The 17,047-nt window shown below is 63.3% G+C and carries 14 protein-coding genes; 11 read left to right on the top strand and 3 right to left on the bottom strand.

Going from position 1 to position 17,047, the window contains the following annotated elements; all coding sequences use genetic code 11:
* Positions 1-35 precede the first annotated feature (35 nt).
* Entirely contained in the window at positions 36-2,105 is a 2,070-nt protein-coding gene (locus PQR54_RS27560; protein WP_408251233.1) for a putative bifunctional diguanylate cyclase/phosphodiesterase, read from the bottom strand.
* A 195-nt stretch (positions 2,106-2,300) separates the two neighbouring features.
* On the opposite strand from PQR54_RS27560, the gene PQR54_RS27555 reads away from it, so the two are divergent.
* The 10 genes from PQR54_RS27555 (at position 2,301) to PQR54_RS27510 (ending at position 13,244) form a co-directional block, all read left to right on the top strand.
* Positions 2,301-3,047, top strand: coding sequence for a DUF2278 family protein (locus PQR54_RS27555; protein WP_408251231.1), 747 nt, complete (start codon positions 2,301-2,303; stop codon positions 3,045-3,047).
* A 152-nt stretch (positions 3,048-3,199) separates the two neighbouring features.
* Positions 3,200-3,640, top strand: a complete 441-nt coding sequence (locus PQR54_RS27550; protein ID WP_408251229.1) for a rhodanese-like domain-containing protein — start codon at positions 3,200-3,202, stop codon at positions 3,638-3,640.
* Positions 3,641-3,755: 115 nt separating this feature from the next.
* Complete coding sequence (gene ftrA / locus PQR54_RS27545; RefSeq protein WP_408251227.1) at positions 3,756-4,721, top strand: transcriptional regulator FtrA; 966 nt, start codon at positions 3,756-3,758, stop codon at positions 4,719-4,721.
* Between the two features lie 163 nt (positions 4,722-4,884).
* On the top strand, positions 4,885-6,099 hold the full coding sequence (locus tag PQR54_RS27540) for a DUF2252 domain-containing protein (protein ID WP_408251225.1): 1,215 nt from the start codon (positions 4,885-4,887) through the stop codon (positions 6,097-6,099).
* Positions 6,100-6,362: 263 nt separating this feature from the next.
* Positions 6,363-7,775, top strand: coding sequence for a GH1 family beta-glucosidase (locus PQR54_RS27535; protein ID WP_408251223.1), 1,413 nt, complete (start codon positions 6,363-6,365; stop codon positions 7,773-7,775).
* A gap of 85 nt (positions 7,776-7,860) precedes the next feature.
* Entirely contained in the window at positions 7,861-9,099 is a 1,239-nt protein-coding gene (locus PQR54_RS27530; protein WP_408251221.1) for an ABC transporter substrate-binding protein, read from the top strand.
* Between the two features lie 9 nt (positions 9,100-9,108).
* The gene (locus tag PQR54_RS27525) at positions 9,109-10,053 is read left to right on the top strand and encodes a carbohydrate ABC transporter permease (RefSeq protein WP_408251219.1); all 945 of its coding nucleotides are present in this window, start codon (positions 9,109-9,111) and stop codon (positions 10,051-10,053) included.
* Entirely contained in the window at positions 10,053-10,973 is a 921-nt protein-coding gene (locus PQR54_RS27520; RefSeq protein WP_408251217.1) for a carbohydrate ABC transporter permease, read from the top strand. The genes PQR54_RS27525 and PQR54_RS27520 overlap by 1 nt, the downstream gene beginning before the upstream one ends.
* A gap of 4 nt (positions 10,974-10,977) precedes the next feature.
* Entirely contained in the window at positions 10,978-12,150 is a 1,173-nt protein-coding gene (locus PQR54_RS27515) for an ABC transporter ATP-binding protein (protein WP_408251216.1), read from the top strand.
* A gap of 50 nt (positions 12,151-12,200) precedes the next feature.
* Entirely contained in the window at positions 12,201-13,244 is a 1,044-nt protein-coding gene (locus PQR54_RS27510) for a LacI family DNA-binding transcriptional regulator (RefSeq protein WP_408251214.1), read from the top strand.
* A gap of 67 nt (positions 13,245-13,311) precedes the next feature.
* On the opposite strand, the gene PQR54_RS27505 is transcribed toward PQR54_RS27510, so the two are convergent.
* Complete coding sequence (locus tag PQR54_RS27505) at positions 13,312-14,169, bottom strand: PA4780 family RIO1-like protein kinase (RefSeq protein WP_116147963.1); 858 nt, start codon at positions 14,167-14,169, stop codon at positions 13,312-13,314.
* A gap of 704 nt (positions 14,170-14,873) precedes the next feature.
* On the opposite strand from PQR54_RS27505, the gene PQR54_RS27500 reads away from it, so the two are divergent.
* The gene (locus PQR54_RS27500; protein WP_408251212.1) at positions 14,874-16,586 is read left to right on the top strand and encodes a SulP family inorganic anion transporter; all 1,713 of its coding nucleotides are present in this window, start codon (positions 14,874-14,876) and stop codon (positions 16,584-16,586) included.
* 49 nt (positions 16,587-16,635) lie between these two features.
* On the opposite strand, the gene PQR54_RS27495 is transcribed toward PQR54_RS27500, so the two are convergent.
* The gene (locus PQR54_RS27495; protein WP_408251210.1) at positions 16,636-16,983 is read right to left on the bottom strand and encodes a hypothetical protein; all 348 of its coding nucleotides are present in this window, start codon (positions 16,981-16,983) and stop codon (positions 16,636-16,638) included.
* Between the last annotated feature and the right edge of the window lie 64 nt (positions 16,984-17,047).

The following is a 17,047-nucleotide window of genomic DNA, read 5'->3' as shown; positions in this document are numbered from 1 at the left end:
CGTGCCGCGCGGCGCGCTTCAGACTATCGTCAGGTTCACGCGGCCATCATTTTTTCCCGCAGCAGGTTGGCAAAGTCGTCGGCGCTGAGCGGCTTGCCGAGCAGGAAACCCTGCATCTCGTCGCACATCATCGTCCTGAGCATGTCGAGTTGCGATTCGGTTTCGACGCCCTCGGCCACCACATCCATTTCCAGCGAGTGCGCAAGCGCGATGATCGCCGACACGATCGCGCTGCCTTCCGGGCCGTGCGCGTCGAGGCCATTGGTAAAGAAGCGGTCGATCTTCAGTTGCTTGACGCGAAAACGCTGCAGATAGGCGAGGCTCGAATAGCCGGTGCCGAAGTCGTCGATCGCGATCTCGAAGCCGCTCGCCTGGAATTCGCGGATCATTTCGATGGTCTTGGGCGCGTCCTGCATTGCCACGGTTTCGGTGATCTCGAACATGATCTGCTCGCAGGCCACGCCTTCGGCCTCGACGATCTCGAGCATGCTCGCGACGAGGTTCGGCTGCAGCAACTGGCGCGGCGACAGGTTGATTGCCACTTTCATCGACGGCAAGCCCTGCGAGACCCATTGGCGAATCTGCCGGCAGGTCTCGCGCACGACCCAGTAGCCGATCTGCACGATCTGCCCGGAGCGCTCGGCGATCGGAATGAACTCGAGCGGCGTCAGCGCGCCGAGTTGCGGGTGATGCAAACGGATCAGTGCTTCGGCGCCCGCCAGCGAGTTGCCGCTGCCGTGAAACTTGGGCTGGAAGTGCAGCGAGAAATGGCCGGCGGCGAGCGCGTCGTGCAACGCGTTCTGAATCTGCAGCGTGCGCGTGGCGGCCTCGTTCATGCTGCGTTCGAAGAAGCGGTAGGTGCTGCGGCCCGCGCGTTTGGCCTCGTACATGGCCGCGTCGGCGTGCTTCAACAGCGTCTCGACGGTGTCGCCGTCGTGCGGATAGAGGGCGATGCCGATGCTCGGCATGACCTGCAGCGGTTGCGAGTCGGTCCACACGCCGAGGCGCATGCGCTCGAGCACGCCTTCCGCGAGCGCGCTGGCGTCTTCGCGCGAACCGAGGTTTTCGGCCAGCACCACGAATTCGTCGCCGCCCAGCCGCGCGACGGTGTCGGTCTCGCGTACACATTGCAGCAGGCGCTGCGCGAACGCCGTCAGAACCTGATCGCCGATCGAGTGGCCGAGCGAATCGTTGATGGTCTTGAAGCCGTCGAGGTCCATGAAAAGGATCGCGAACAGCGTGCGCTGCCGCCGCGCGCTGAGGATCGCGCGCTCCATGCGGTCGGTCAGCGTGCTGCGGTTCGGCAGTCCGGTCAGGGTGTCGAGCGTGGCGAGCCGCACGATCTGGCCGTTCAGCCTGGACACCGCGCCGATCAGAAAGGCGTTGCGCGCATCGAAACGCGACAGCATCAGCGTGACCGTCAGAACGGCAAAGGTGAGCAGGGTCACGGAGGTCGCGAGCCATGTGGCGTTCACGCCTTTGGCCGCGCCGCAGATGGCGCCCGGCATAAAGTCCGCGGCGGCCATGGCGGTGTAATGCATGCCGCTGATCGCCACGCCCATCACCAGCGCCGCGCCCAGACGCTTGCGCACGACGTGGCGCGCGTCGTCGTTGCTGAGCGCGCGGGCCATCCACAGCGCGGCGGTCGACGCGCCGATCGCGATCGCGAGCGAGGCCGCGAACCACCCCGGCTGGTAGTGGATGCCTGGCGCCATCTGCAAGGCCGCCATGCCGGTGTAGTGCATGCCGGCAATGCCGAAGCCCATCAGCACGCCGCCCGCCAGCAGGCGGCCCGCCGTGAGCCGCTGACGGGTCGTGACGAACAGCGCCAGATAGGAGGCGCCGATCGCGAGTCCGAGCGACGCGGCGGTCGTCGCGAAGTCGTAGCCGAGCGGAATCGGCAGCGAAAAGGCGAGCATCGCGATGAAGTGCATCGACCAGATGCCGACGCCCAGCGCCGCGGCGCCGCCCAGCCGCCAGACGTGCCGCAGCCGCGCCGATGCCAGCAGGAAAATGCGGCCGGTCAAGTCGAGCGCCGTGTACGACGCCAGCGTCGCGACGACGAATGAGATGGTGACCAGCCAAAGGTTGTATGAGCTCTGCATGTTTAGTCCAACCGCAAAAGGGAAGCGGCTGAACTTGTTATCGACCGTTCGGAGTTTTTATTTAATTGATTCTCAATATGGCGCCCATTGGCTTCGGCCGGCTCGCCGGCTCCCCGGCTCCCCGGCGCGCAGAAGGCCGACGCTGTCACATTTCACACCTACAATTTGTTCTGGCCGACTCCAGGAGACGATGTGATGGCGCAAAGCGAATATGTGCTTTTCAAGGGCAGGTTGAAACTCGGCGTCCCGTTCTTCGACGGTTACAAAGGCGATCCGCACTACGTGATCGTCAGCGAGGATTCGAGCGGCAAAGAGTTTCGCATTGTCACGAACGTCAAATCGGACAGCTCCCTGACCGGCGCAGCGGGGTACCTGGTGCTTTACGCATGGAATCAGTATTTCGACCATCCGTTGACCGCTGACCTTCAGAAGTTGTCCGCCGGAGTGAGCACCTCGGGCTTCCCGAAGCTGGATTACGTCCACGACCCGAGGCTCGTCGATCTGAGCACCATGCGTCCAATTCCGCTGGACACGAAGACGGAACACAACGACATCAACGCTCTGCTCAACGAGATGCTCAAGCTGGATATGTCCGCGGCGCCCGTCGAATTCGTCTATCCGACGCCCGGCTATAGCGATAATCGCCGGGGATGGAAGCCGACCACGGACGTGACGATCTATGGATTCGGCTTTCTCTTCGAACCGCAGAAGGACGGTCTGCACGAGACCCACATGAATCAGGGAAATCCGAAACCGCAGCCAGGCAGCAAGATGAAAGACCATTCGTCCGAAAACGGCACGTTTCAGGACGGTGCGGTCATCGTAGAGGTTGACGGCAAATTTCAGGCGCTGTTCGTCGCGTTTCAGACGCAACTCGTCCCGACCGACAACCGTGGCCGCCCTATACCGGGCACTTCGCATCCGATACTTGCAACTGTGTAAGGCCACTGCTGCGCAGGCGCACGCTGTGACGGGTTTTTACGCGGATAGCGCCGTGGCGTGATGTTGCCGGAATATGTCATTTGCGCCACTGGCTGACTGTGCATGAGAACGGGACAATGCGTTGCAATGATCCACGCACAAGGAGCGTATATATGTCCGCTGTCTCATCCGTACCCGCCGCCGATAGCGCCACGGCGCTCGGGCACTTCAGCGCGTCGTTGTCATTCGAAACCGATTGTGCCGACGTGCACGCGGCGCTCGCGACCGACGACCCACGTTCACTCGATTTCATACTGCTCGACGTGCGCAGTCCCGCACATTTCGCGCGCGGCCATGTGCCCGGCGCGGTGAATCTTATGCACGGCAAGATTGTGGCGTCGAAGCTTGCCGCCTATCCACTCGATACGCTCTTCGTCACCTATTGTGCAGGCCCTCATTGCAACGGAGCGACACGCGCCGCAATCAGGCTCGCCCAGCTCGGTCGCCCCGTGAAGATAATGATCGGCGGCATTACGGGTTGGCTCGACGAGGGTTTCCAGCTGGCTATGGCCGAAGAGTCGGTGCCTCGGCGCGATCCGACTGCTTTCGGTTGACTTCTTTTCGTCGTCTATGGATTCGGTCGTGCAAGCACATCAGACGCCTTGATTGTGGCCTTGCATGCCGCGTCGGATGAGTGGCGGGATCATCAATCTCCGGTAACATCACGCCATGCACAATCATCTCGTCGTCGCGCTCGCTTACGACCGGCTCTGCACCTTCGAATTCGGCTGCGTGACTGAACTGTTCGCGCTCGAGCGTCCCGAACTCGGCGTGGACTGGTATCGCTTCGCGGTCTGCGCAAGCGAGCCGGGGCCGATCCGGGCGGCCGGCGGCATCACCCTTGCCGCGCCTTATACGCTCAAGCTGCTCGAGCGCGCCGACACCATCGTCATTCCCGGCTGGCGCGATGCCGACGAAGTGCCGCCCGAACCGCTCCTGAAGAAAATCCGCGCCGCGTACGCGCGCGGCGCGCGCCTCTGTTCGATCTGCTCCGGCGTGTTCGTGCTCGCGGCGGCGGGCGTGCTCGACGGCAAGACCGTGACGACCCACTGGCGGTATGCCGACAAATTGCAGCAGCGCTATCCGCAACTGCGCGTGCAGCCGGACGCGCTGTATGTCGACGAAGGGCAGATCATTACCTCGGCGGGCTCGGCGGCGGGGCTCGACATGCTGCTGCATCTGGTGCGGCGCGATCACGGCAGCGCGGTGGCGAATCGGGTCGCGCAGCGGCTCGTGGTGCCGCCGCATCGCGAGGGCGGCCAGGCGCAGTTCGTGCCGCGTCCCATGCCGCAGGACGACAGCGGCCGTTTGTCCAGACTGATGGACTGGGTGCGCGGTCATCCCGCTTTGCCGCATACGTTGCGCTCGCTCGCCGAGCGGGCGGCGATGAGCCCGCGCACTCTGCAGCGGCAGTTTCACGATGCCACCGGCATGGCGCCATATGAGTGGCTCGTGCGCGAGCGCGTGGCCATTGCGCGCGATCTGCTCGAAGCGCAGGCGCCGCTGCCGATGGCGCGTATCGCGGAACTGGCGGGCTTCGGTTCCGAGGAATCGTTGCGGCGGCACTTCCGGCGCATTGCATTGACGAGTCCGGGTGCGTACCGCAAGAAGTTCGGCGCGCGGGACACGGTTTAGCGTTCAGGCGCGCGCGACGCGCAAGTGCCGACGAGGGTCAATGCCGTGATTGGGCGTTTGGTTGAAGCGATGTGGTCTACTGTAGAACAGTTGGGCACCGCCCCAGACGCTCTGCATCCTGGCTCGCGGCAACTCACATCGTGCTCGCATTCAAAGGAACCTCATGCTCGATATCGTCAGCACGATCGCCAGCTTTAACGCCGGTCGCGATCCCGAACGGCTCGCGATGAAATACAAAGCCATGCGCACGTCACCGTTCGTGTTTTTGCGCGGCACGTGTCACCTTTTTTACGAGCGCCTGCCGCGCGACAAGGTGTTCGACGACGCGCCGCCGGTGTGGATCTGCGGCGACATGCATCTGGAAAATTTCGGCAGCTACAAGGCTGATAACCGGCTGAGCTATTTCGACAACAACGACTTCGACGAAGCCTGCCTCGCGCCGAATCTCTACGAACTGGTGCGTCTGTTGACGAGCGTGCTGGTCGGCGCGAGCGATCTCAAGCTGAGCCGCGCGCAGGCGCTGGCGCTGTGCCAGATCGCGCTGGAAAAGTATGGCGCGGCGCTGGCGAATGGCAAGGCACGCTGGATCGAAGCGGAAACCGCAACGGGCATGGTGCGCGATCTGTTCGTCGCGCTTGCCAGCCGCACGCGGGTGGCGCATCTGGACCGGCGCACGGTGCTCAAAGGCAAGAGCCGCATGCTGAAAGTGGACGGAAAAAAAGCGCTGGCGGTCAGCGACGCGCAGCGCGCCGCCGTCACGCAGTTCATGCAGAAGTTCGCCGCGGGCGAGTCCAATCCTGCCTTCTTCCGCATCCTCGACGTGGCGCGGCGGATTGCCGGCACGGGGAGCCTCGGTGTGGATCGCTACGTGATTCTCGTCGAAGGCAAAGGCTCGCCGGACGGCAACTATCTAATCGATCTGAAAGAGGCGCTGCCTTCTTCCGTGACGCCGCACGTGAGCACGCCGCAGCCGGCGTGGCAGACGCAAGCGCAACGCGTCGTCGAAATTCAGCGGCGCAATCAGGCGGTCTCGCAGGCGTTCCTCCATGCGGTCGAATTCAATCAGCGTTCGTATGTGCTGCGCAGCTTGCAGCCTTCTGAAGATCGCGTTGCCTTGAGCGACTGGAACGGCAAGCTGCCGCGTCTCGAAGAAGTGGTCAGCAGCATGGCCGAGTTGAGTGCGTGGGCGCATCTGCGCAGCGGCGGGCGGCAGAAGTCGTCGATCGCCGACGATCTGATCGCGTTCGGCAATCGCCGCGACTGGCAATTGCCGCTGGTGGGAATCGCGACGCAATGCGAGGCGCAGGTGGCGGCGGACTGGAAAACCTACTGCGAAGCCTATGACAACGGTGCGTTCAACCTGAGCGCGAAGCCGTGAGATCGCATCGCGCTGGCGGCGCGTGAGATTGCGCCCGCCTGGCTTGCAACACCTTCGCACTAGTGCTGACAACCGCTTCGCCAATGCCCGGCGCATCGCCATGCCTGGCGTGCCAGCCATCGCTCCAGACAAACCCTGATTGCTGCGTCGAATCCGCCGCTGCTATCGTTCGCAGGTCCTGTGGAAGCGCTTCCACTCCCGCTCTCAGGCGTGGGCGTTTCGCCTTCCGCCGTAGCCGGTTCAACGACCTCAGCGAGGAATCCGTGGCAAACGACACATCCGCTGTATCCGACGCTCTGTCTCCCCGTTCTCAATCACTCGCCGATCCTTTCACGCCGCCGGCGGACTCGTCGCTATGGAGCAAGAACTTCCTGCTCGGCGCGGCCACCGCTTCGTATCAGATCGAAGGCGCGGTGAATGAAGACGGCCGCCTGCCGTCCATCTGGGACACGTTCTCGGCGAAGCCCGGCAAGGTGCTGGCCGGCGACACCGGCGCGGTGGCGTGCGATCACTATCATCGCTGGGAAGCCGACGTCGATCTGCTGGCCGGCCTCGGCCTCGAAGCCTACCGGCTCTCGATCGCCTGGCCGCGCGTGATGGACGCGGCCGGCGCGCCGAACCGCAAAGGGCTCGATTTCTACAAGCGCCTGCTGGCGCGGCTGAAAGAGAAGGGCATCACGACCTTCGTCACGCTGTATCACTGGGACTTGCCGCAGCATCTTGAAGATCGCGGCGGCTGGCTCAATCGCGATACCGCCTACCGTTTCGCCGATTACGCCGACCTGATGAGCCGCGAACTGGCCGGCGGCGTCGACGCATGGATGACGCTCAACGAGCCGTGGTGCTCGGCCTATCTTGGCTACGGCAACGGCCACCACGCGCCGGGACTCGCCGACGCGCGCTACGCCACGCAGGCCATGCATCATCTGCTGCTGGCGCACGGTCTCGCGGTGCCGGTGTTGCGCGCCAACGATCCGGCGTCGCAAATCGGCATCGTCGCCAATATCGGACGCGGCACGGCCAACAGCGAGAGCGCCGCCGATCAACGAGCGGCGCATCTGTTCGAAGTGCAGCACAACGCGTGGATTCTCGATCCGCTCCTCAAGGGCAGCTACCCGCAGGATCTGTTCGAGTTGTGGCCGGGCACGGAACCGCTGGTGCTCGACGGCGACATGCAAACCATTGCCGCGCCGCTGGACTTCCTCGGCATCAACTATTATTTCCGCACGAATGTCGCGAGCGACGGTGCGCATGGTTTCACGGATGTGCCGCTCGAAAACGTGGAGCGTACGCAGATGGGTTGGGAGGTGTATCCGGACGGCCTGCGCGATCTGCTGACCGGTTTCAAGGCCACGTACGCGAACCTGCCGCCCATCTATATCACTGAAAACGGCATGGCCTCGGACGACAAGGTGATCGACGGCCAGGTGGAGGACAGCCAGCGCATCTCGTTCCTCAAACGCCATCTCGCCGCGGTCGATCAGGCGATCAAGGCCGGCGTGGAGATTCGCGGCTATTTTCTCTGGTCGCTGATGGACAACTTCGAGTGGGCCTTCGGATACGAGCGGCGCTTTGGTATCGTGCATGTCGATTACGCCACCCAGAAACGCACGATCAAACGCAGCGCGAATCTGGTGTCGAAATTCCTGAAGGAGCGCAAGGCACGCAGTGAATAGCAGGTGAAAGCTGGTTTGTATGTCGACTTGAAACACGGGCGCCAAGGCCTGGCGCAAGTTGGTTGCATGATCGAGAGGAGACGGAATGAACAGCAAAAAACTGGTCTTGCGAGGCGTGGTTGCGGCACTGGCGTTGTATGGCGTCGTCGCGCAGGCGGAGCCTTTGAAGGCCAACGTGATTCACTGGTGGACCTCGGGCGGCGAGTCGGCCGCGATTCGCCAGTTTGCCGATGCGTATAACAAGGCCGGCGGGCAGTGGGTCGACAACGCGGTGGCGGGCGCCGATCAGGCGCGCTCCACGGCGATCAACCGGATCGTCGGCGGCGATCCACCCACGGCCGCGCAGTTCAATACATCCAAGCAGTTTCACGACCTGATCGATCAGGGCCTGCTCAACAATGTCGACGACGTCGCCGCGAAAGAGAACTGGAACGGCGTGTTCCCGCAGTCGATTATCGACAGCATCAAGGTGAAAGGGCATTACTACGCCGCGCCCGTCGATATCCACATGCCGGCGTGGTTCTTCTACTCGAAGCCGGTGTTCCAGAAAGCGGGCATCGCCGGCGAGCCGAAAAGCTATGACGAGTTCATCGCCGATCTCGGCAAGCTGAAAACCGCGGGCGTGATTCCGCTCGCGCTCGGCGGCCAGCCGTGGCAGGAGAAGATCACCTTCGACGCGGTGCTGGCGGACGTGGGCGGCGCCGATCTCTACATGAAGGTGTACCGCGATCGCGATATGAACGCCGTGAAGTCGGACGCGTTCAAGAAAGTGCTGGCGTCGTTCAAGCGCCTGCACGATTTCGTCGATCCCGGCTCGCCCGGCCGCAACTGGAACGATGCTACGGCACTCGTGATTTCCGGCAAGGCGGGCGTGCAGATCATGGGCGACTGGGCCAAGGGCGAGTTCTCGGCGGCCAATCAGAGCGCGGGCAAGGACTTCGGCTGCTTCCCGGGTTTCGGTCCGCATTCGCCGTATCTGGTCGCGGGCGACGTGTTCGTGTTCCCGAAAACGGACAATCCCACTACGATCAAGGCGCAGAATCTGCTTGCCACGGTGATGACTTCGCCGGCCGCGCAAGTCGCATTCAGCGCGAAGAAAGGCTCGATTCCGATTCGTCCCGACGTGGACGGCAGCAGTCTCGACATCTGCGCGAAGGAGGGCATTGCGATCATGAAGGACAAGTCGCGTCAGTTGCCGAATCCGGAAATGCTGCTCTCGCCTGACACGCAGGGCGCGTTGATCGACGTCATCACCAACTTCTGGAACAAGAACCAGTCTGTCGACGACGCGCAGAAAGCGTTCGCCAGTGCGTTGAAGAGCTAGGGGCGCGGCATGCACGCGCTCAAGCTGCCGGCCGGCGAATCCTCCAGGGCTCGCCAGGCGCGGCTGAAAAAGCCGCTCAAAAAGCGTTTTCCGTTCGCGGCGTGGGTGGCGCTGCTGCCGATGGTCCTGACCGTCGTGTTCGCCTATCTCGGCACGATGGTCTGGACCGCGCGCGTGTCGCTCAGCAATTCGCGCACGTTTCCTTCCGGCGACTTCGCGGGCTTCACGCAATACGCGCGGCTCTTCAATAACGACCGCTGGCTCCTGTCGCTGCAAAACATCGTGATCTATGGAGCGTGCTTTATCGTGGCGTGCATGGTGATCGGTTTGCTGCTGGCGATTTTCATCGATCAGCGCGTGGTCGCCGAAGGCGCGTTGCGCACGGTGTTTCTCTATCCGTATGCAATGTCGTTCGTGGCGACGGGGCTCGTGTGGCAGTGGATCCTGAACCCCGAACTGGGCGCGCAGGCCGTGCTGCACAAGCTCGGTTTCGCGCACGCGCGCTTCGACTGGATCGTCGATCAGGACTGGGTGATTTACACCATCGTGATCGCCACGGTGTGGCAGGCCTCGGGTCTGGTGATGGCGTTGTTGCTCGCGGGCCTGCGCGGTATCGACGACGAGTTGTGGAAAGCCGCGCGCATCGACGGTATTCCGCGCTGGCGCGTCTACGTCAGTATTGTCGTGCCGATGCTCGGGCCGTCAATCTCTACTGCTTTCGTGCTGCTGTTCGTGATGGTCGTGAAGCTCTACGACGCGGTGGTCGCGATGACGCAAGGCGGCCCCGGCACGGCGAGCGAAGTGCCGGCGAAGTTCATCATGGACTATCTGTTCGGCCGCGCCAATATCGGGCTCGCGTCGGCGGCGTCGATCGTGTTGCTGGCCACCGTGCTGGCGATTCTCGCGCCGTTCTTCTACGCCCGCAGCCGCGCGGCCCTGCGCAAGGAGGTGTGATGAACACGCTCAGTTCGCCGCTCAAAAGCGGCACGCCGCCGGGCCGAGCGCGGCCGCGTCGCCGCCGTACCGCGTTCACTCCGGCGCGCCTCGGCGTCTACGCTTTTTTGCTCACGGCGGCGCTGTTCTTCCTGCTGCCGCTTTACGTGATGCTCGTCACCTCGGTCAAGCCGATGAGCGAGATCCGCCTCGGCAATCTGCTGGCATTTCCCACGCATTTCACGCTCAGCGCGTGGAGCGCCGCGTGGCAGTCCGCCTGCACCGGGCTCGATTGCAACGGCATTCAGGTCGGTTTCTGGAACTCGGTGCGCATTGTCGTGCCGAGCACGATTCTGTCGATTGCGATGGGCGCGGTGAACGGCTATGCGCTGTCGTTCTGGCGGCCACGCGGCGCCGGCCTGTTGTTCGGCGTGCTGCTGATGGGCGCATTCATTCCCGTGCAGGTGATGGTCTATCCGCTCGTGCGCGTGCTGGCGAGCGTGCATCTGTTCAGCTCGCTGCCGGGCATCGTGGTGATTCACACCATCTTCGGCATGCCGGTAATGACGCTGCTGTTCCGCAACTACTATGTGTCGATTCCGCAGGAGCTGTTCAAGGCGGCGCGCATCGACGGCGGCGGCTTCTGGCGCATCTTCGTGCAACTGATGCTGCCCATGTCCACGCCGATCATCGTGGTGGCGGTCATCATGCAGGTCACGGGCATCTGGAACGACTTCATTCTCGGCCTCGTGTTCGCCGGCACCAAAAATCTGCCGATGACGGTGCAACTGAACAACATCATCAATACGACGACCGGCGAGCGCCTCTATAACGTCAATATGGCGGCGACCATTCTGACCTCCATGGTGCCGCTCGCGGTGTACTTCGTTTCGGGCCGCTGGTTCGTGCGCGGCATTGCATCCGGCGCCGTCAAGGGATAGGGCGATGACAAACGTGGCAAATATGGCAAACCCGGCGGCAAACGCACTGGCGGACATGGCGGGCAATCCCGATGCGGTAGCGGATGCCGCGGGCCTTACGACTCCGGCCAACGTTGCCGTGCGCAATCTGACGATTCAACTCGGCGCGAACACGGTGATCGAGAACCTCGATCTCGACGTGCGAGCCGGCGAATTCGTCGTGCTGCTCGGACCATCCGGCTGCGGCAAATCGACCTTGCTGCACAGCATTGCCGGCTTGATCGACGTGACCGACGGCAGCATCGAGATTGCCGGCGAAGACATGACCTGGGCCGACCCGAAAGACCGGCGCATCGCGCTGGTGTTCCAGTCGTATGCGCTGTATCCGACCATGAGCGTGGAGCGCAACCTGTCGTTTGCCTTGCGCATCAACGGCACGCCGAAAGGGGAGATTGCGCGGCGTGTGGCGCGCGCCTCGGAGATGTTGCAACTCGGGCCGCTGCTCAAGCGCAAACCGGCGCAGCTTTCAGGCGGGCAGCGGCAGCGGGTGGCGATCGGCCGGGCGATCGTGCGCGAGGCCGACGTGTTCCTGTTCGACGAACCGCTCTCGAATCTCGACGCCAAATTGCGTACCGAACTGCGTCGTGAACTCAAGCAACTGCACCAGCGCCTGGGCGCGACGATGATCTACGTCACGCACGACCAGGTCGAGGCGATGACGCTTGCCACCCGCATGGCGGTGATGCGCGGCGGCGTGATCCAGCAGTTCGGCACGCCCGCCGAAGTCTACGCGCGCCCCGACAACCTGTTCGTCGCGACGTTTCTGGGCACGCCCGCGATGAACCTGCTCAAGGGCACGCTCGAAACACGCGACGGCGCGCTCCACTTCTGCACGGAGCATTGGCGGCTCGACGTGTCGGCGTACGCGTTCAAGTCCACGCCGGCGAACGCGTTGCCGTGCGTGCTCGGCGTGCGCGCCGAAGACGTGCGCCTCGCCGAAGGAGCGAGCGAACACGCAAAAGTTTCGCTAGTGGAGCCGATGGGCAACCACCGCGTCATCTGGCTCGACTATCATGGAGTGCAGGTCGCATCGATCGACCAGACGAAGACGCCGGTGGCGATAGGGGACACCGCAGCGTTTTCGTTCGACAGTACCCATGTCTCTCTGTTCGACGAAGCGGGCGGTGCGCGTTTATAGCGCCGGCACGCGGCGTCACTGACAATACAACATGCTTGACGGAGATCCGCGTGGCAACACTCAAAGATGTCGCGGCACTGGCCGGCGTGGGCATGTCCACTGCCTCGCGCGCCATTTCGGGTAAAGGACCCATCTCAGCCGATGCCGCCGCCCGCGTGAAGGCGGCCATCGAACAGTTGAACTTTCGTCCGTCCTCCATCGGCCGGGCCATGGCCACGCAGTCGCTCGGCATGGTCGGCATTTTCGTGCCGACGTTCTTCGGCTCCTACTACGGCACGATCCTCAAGCAGACCGACGAAGAACTGCGCGCGGTGCGCCGCCACGTGGTGGTGGCGACCGGTTGCGGAGAAGTGTCGCCGCGCGAGCAGGCGATCGAAGCGGTGCGTTTTCTGATCGGCCGCGATTGCGACGGTGTGGTGGTGATCAGCCACGATCTGCACGACGAAGACCTGATCATGCTGCACAAGATGCACCCGAAAATGGTGTTTCTGAACCGCGCGTTCGATCAGTTGCCGGAGGCGTCGTTTTGCGCCGACCACCACCGTGGTGGCGAACTGGCGGCGCGCACGCTGCTCGACCATGGGCATCGCGAGATCGCGGTGATTTCCGGGCCTTTCACTTCTTCGGACAACCAGATGCGGCTGGAGGGCTTCTTCGACGAGCTGGCGCGCGAGGGCATTGCGCGCGACGACGTCACGCTGATCGAATCGGACTTCTCGCCGGAGGGCGGCTACGCCGCCGCGCAGAAACTGCTTGGCACGACGCGCCGTTTCACCGGCCTGTTCTGCGCGAACGATACGATGGCGGTGAGTGCGCTGGCCTGTTTTCACCAGGCAGGCATCTCCGTGCCCGGCGAAGTCTCGGTGATCGGTTACGACGACGATTATTCAGCCGCGTATGCCGCTCCCGGACTCACGTCGGTGCATATTCCGACTGCGGAACTCACGCAGAACGCCGTGCGCTGGCTGGTCAATCAGTGCTACCGGACCACATGGGAGATTTTCCGCGAGTTTCCGGTGAGCGTGACGATGCGTGAGTCGGTGGGGCCGGCGCCGGGTGCGATAAAGGCAGCGCGGTTGAGCAGCACGTCGTAGCGGCTTTTCGTGAGGCAAAGCGGCGAGGCGCTGGCGCCGGCCGCCCCTGCCGCTCGCGTGCGAAGCTTCAGGTGCCGCTGCGCAGCGACTGCTCGTAGCGCAGGCGCGCTTCTTCGTCGAGCCGCGTATCTTCGAGTTCCTGAAGCACGGCTTCGAGATCGATCGGCGTGGTATCCAAAGCGACGCGACCGGTCAACGCGGCGTCGACATGCAATGCGCCCGCTTCGTAGAGCGACCAGATTTCCTTGCCGTAGCTGGTTTCCAGTAGCGCCGGCGCGAAGCGGCCGAAATACGTGGCGAGGTTGTTGACGTCGCGCTCGAGCATGGCGGGCGCTTCGAGATTGCCGGCGGCATCCACGGCCTGCGGCAGGTCGATGATGACCGGGCCGTCGGCGGCAAGCAGGATGTTGTATTCGGACAGGTCGCCGTGAATCATGCCGGCGCACAGCATGCGCACCACTTCGTTCACCAGCCGCGCATGCAGTTCGAGCGCGCGTTCTTCCGTCATCTCGACGTCGTTCAGACGCGGCGCGACGTTGCCGTCGGCGTCGGTCACCAACTCCATCAGCAATACGCCGTCGGTGCAGATGAAAGGCTGCGGCACGCGCACGCCCGCGTTCGCGAGCTGAAACAGCGCGTCGACTTCGGCGTTCTGCCAGGCCTGTTCCTGCACTTCGCGGCCATAGCGGCTGCCTTTTTCCATCGCGCGCTGCTGGCGGCTGTTCTTGACCTTGCGGCCTTCGCGGTAGGACGCAGCCTGGCGGAAACTGCGCTGCTTGGCGTCCTTGTAGACTTTCGCGCAGCGTGTGGCGTCGCCGCTGCGCACCACGTAGACGGTGGCTTCCTTGCCGCTCATCAGCTGGCTGATGACTTCGTCGATCAGGCCTTCTTCGACCAGCGGGAGCAGACGTTTCGGAGTTTTCATGCGACCGCCGAAGAGCGGAGGGCGGCGCGGCGGGGATAAGCGGCCGGCTGCGAGGGCAGGTGATGCGGGATTCGGGTCATGCGGGATTATACGGGGAGACCGCCTAGAGCATAAAAATCGCCATGATCGGGGTCGTGAACTCGGACGCCGCTCGCCCGATGATTGCAATGCGCTTTCGAATCGCTAGAACCGTCCATCTAATTGCCGGGCGATGAAAAGGCGAGCCGAGGTGCCGCTCGGAGTGCAGGATGAACTCGCAAGCGTTTGCGCAACGCGCCGTCCGTTGAACATACGGCTCTCCAGGAATAATGCCGCATTTTCTGCTTATCTCGACGCAAAGGGTCGCGGACTCACGCGAGATTGTTGTAGCTGCCGACACAGTCATTTGCTGTTTTCCCCCATTCAATTCGCAAGCCGATCGCGTAAACTCGCCGGTAACAAGATGTTACGGGGTGCGAGATGTTGGCCGTGTTCTTCATTGCCTGTCCGATCTGCATCGCCGCGTTGGTTGGTTTCGCGCGGCACGTGGATCCGGTGACGGGACAGTTCAAGCGTTGAGTCAGTCAGCCTGGTGTATTCCGCAGCGCCGATCGAGCGCGTGCTGCGGTGTTCTGTTTTATTGAGCCAATCCCGCTGCAAGTCTTGCCTTTGAGTGCCGAGTCGCGGCACGATGCGCGATAACCTGGATTAGGGCAGCATCGCGTATGCAAGATTTTCTGGCGGCTATCACGGCGCGCGTCAGCGTGCTGAAGGGCGTCCTTCCTCTGAACCGCGCCGCGGCGGCGCGCGATGCGTTGGCCGGTGTGCAGCTTGCGTCGATGGATATTCCGCAAGTGCTCGGCTACGCGCGTATTGCCGGCATGCCGGCTGTGACGGGGCTGTACACGGTCTTTCTGCCGCTGATCGCCTTTGCGTTTTTTGGCGCCTCGCGGCATCTGGTCGTGGCCGCCGACTCCGCGACCGCCACCATTTTCGCAAGCCGGCTTGCCACCATGGCGCCGGCCTCGAGCGCCGAATATGCCGCGCTCGCCGCAATGGTCGCCTTGCTGACCGCTGCGTTGCTGTTCATCGCGCGGATTTTCAAGCTGGGCTTTCTCGCCGATTTTCTGTCGCGCACCGTGCTGGTCGGATTTCTCGCGGGCGTCGGCGTGCAGGTCGGCATCGCAATGCTCGCCGATATGTTCGGCTTGCCCGGACATGCCGCGCGCAGCGTCGATCAGCTCATGCTGGTGGTGCGCGACGCCGCCCAGATCCATCAGCCGACGCTTGCCATTTCGCTGTTGGTGGTCGTCGCCATTCTGACGTGCAAACGCTTTCTGCCACACGTGCCGGTGCCGTTGTTCGCGGTCGTGGCAGGCATCGCGGCGAGCGATCTCTATCAATTTTCGGCCCACGGCATCGCCGTGCTCGGCCCGGTGGCGGGTGGGTTGCCGCCACTGCGCGTGCCGTCGGTGACATGGCAGCAGATGCTCGATCTGCTGCCCGTGGCGGCGTCCTGCTTTGTGATGATCGTCGCGCAGAGCGCTGCCGCGAGCCGCGTGTTCGCCGAGCGTCATCACGAACCCGTCGACACCAACGCCGACCTGCTCGGCATCGCCGCGGCCAACGCGGCGGCGGCGTTCTCAGGCGCCTTCGTGGTGAACGGCAGCCCGACGCAAACCGCCATGGCCGATCTCGCCGGCACGCGCAGCCAGTTCGCGCAACTCGTCTTCGCGGCGGTGGTGGTGGCGGTGCTGCTGTTTTTCAGCCGCTTTTTGCAGTATCTGCCGCACTGCATTCTGGCCAGCATCGTGTTCACGATCGCCATCGGCCTGATCAATCTGAAGACCTTGTTTGCGATTCGCCGGGAGAGTCCGGGCGAATTCGCGCTGGCCGTGTTCACCGCGGCGGCGGTGGTGCTGATCGGCGTCGAGCACGGCATTCTGGTGGCGGTGGCGCTCTCGCTGCTGCGTCACGTGCGCCACAGCTACCGTCCGCACACGATGATTCTCGCCCCCGGCGACGACGGCGTCTGGGTGCCGGTGCCCGCCGTGCCGGGCATCCAGACCGCGCCGGGCCTGATCGTCTACCGCTTCGGCGCTGACCTGTTTTACGCGAACGACCACTTTTTCGTCGACGATACCCGGCGCCTGATCGACCTCGCCCCGAGCAAGGTGCGTTGCTTCGTGATAGACGCAAGCGCGATCACCGACATCGACTATTCGGCCTCACGCTCGATCGGCGAGTTGTGCCAGACGTTGAAAAGCGAAGGCATCGAGGTCTTGTTCGCGCGCGTGAACCGCTATTTGCGTTCGGACATGGACCGGCACGGCATCACGCCGATCGTCGAAGAAGGTTGCATTTTCAACACCTTGCACGAAGCGCTGCGCACGGCCGGTGTGGAGAAGCCCGACCGGCACGTGAAAGAGGCCACGTAAGCGCGGGTTCGCGCACGGGCAATGCGATGCGCAGCTTCTGGCGTGGCGCTTATTCGTCAGCGAAGAAATAGCCGATGAAGAAACACACGCCCGCGATGACGGCGCCCAGCACGGCCACCGTATAAGCGAGCGCCGTGCCGTGCCACAGCCCATCGAACCACTGATGAAGCTGCGCCATCAGCACCGCCGCATTGCCGCCGATACGCTGCAATTCGATCTGATAGCGCGGATCGGCCATGCTGTACATGGAGACGGCGCTGTCCGGCGGCGGCGTGGTCGCATAGATGATCACGGCCAGAATCACACCGGTCACGAACGCCGTGACGCCCGCGAGGTAGAGCCGCTTCTGCCATGGCGAGCGCTGCGCTGCCGGATTCACTTCGTTGCTGCCGCTCATCGTATTCGTCTGTCCGCGTCGATTGTCACGGCGACAGTATCGCAGAGCGGCGGGCGTCTCCCGA

It is taken from the genome of Paraburkholderia phytofirmans, from assembly GCF_046028095.1.
Classification (GTDB): Bacteria; Pseudomonadota; Gammaproteobacteria; order Burkholderiales; family Burkholderiaceae; genus Paraburkholderia; species Paraburkholderia phytofirmans_A.
Note: the sequence above shows the minus strand (reverse complement) of the source record. Positions and strands in the feature narration are given on the sequence as shown.

What these genes read in the sequence shown, in the direction of transcription:
- PQR54_RS27560 (WP_408251233.1), bottom strand. Translation starts at nt 2,105, where the DNA reads ATGCAGAGCTCATACAACCTTTGGCTGGTCACCATCTCATTCGTCGTC.
- PQR54_RS27555 (WP_408251231.1), top strand. Translation starts at nt 2,301, where the DNA reads ATGGCGCAAAGCGAATATGTGCTTTTCAAGGGCAGGTTGAAACTCGGC.
- PQR54_RS27550 (WP_408251229.1), top strand. Translation starts at nt 3,200, where the DNA reads ATGTCCGCTGTCTCATCCGTACCCGCCGCCGATAGCGCCACGGCGCTC.
- ftrA (WP_408251227.1), top strand. Translation starts at nt 3,756, where the DNA reads ATGCACAATCATCTCGTCGTCGCGCTCGCTTACGACCGGCTCTGCACC.
- PQR54_RS27540 (WP_408251225.1), top strand. Translation starts at nt 4,885, where the DNA reads ATGCTCGATATCGTCAGCACGATCGCCAGCTTTAACGCCGGTCGCGAT.
- PQR54_RS27530 (WP_408251221.1), top strand. Translation starts at nt 7,861, where the DNA reads ATGAACAGCAAAAAACTGGTCTTGCGAGGCGTGGTTGCGGCACTGGCG.
- PQR54_RS27525 (WP_408251219.1), top strand. Translation starts at nt 9,109, where the DNA reads ATGCACGCGCTCAAGCTGCCGGCCGGCGAATCCTCCAGGGCTCGCCAG.
- PQR54_RS27520 (WP_408251217.1), top strand. Translation starts at nt 10,053, where the DNA reads ATGAACACGCTCAGTTCGCCGCTCAAAAGCGGCACGCCGCCGGGCCGA.
- PQR54_RS27515 (WP_408251216.1), top strand. Translation starts at nt 10,978, where the DNA reads ATGACAAACGTGGCAAATATGGCAAACCCGGCGGCAAACGCACTGGCG.
- PQR54_RS27505 (WP_116147963.1), bottom strand. Translation starts at nt 14,169, where the DNA reads ATGAAAACTCCGAAACGTCTGCTCCCGCTGGTCGAAGAAGGCCTGATC.
- PQR54_RS27500 (WP_408251212.1), top strand. Translation starts at nt 14,874, where the DNA reads ATGCAAGATTTTCTGGCGGCTATCACGGCGCGCGTCAGCGTGCTGAAG.
- PQR54_RS27495 (WP_408251210.1), bottom strand. Translation starts at nt 16,983, where the DNA reads ATGAGCGGCAGCAACGAAGTGAATCCGGCAGCGCAGCGCTCGCCATGG.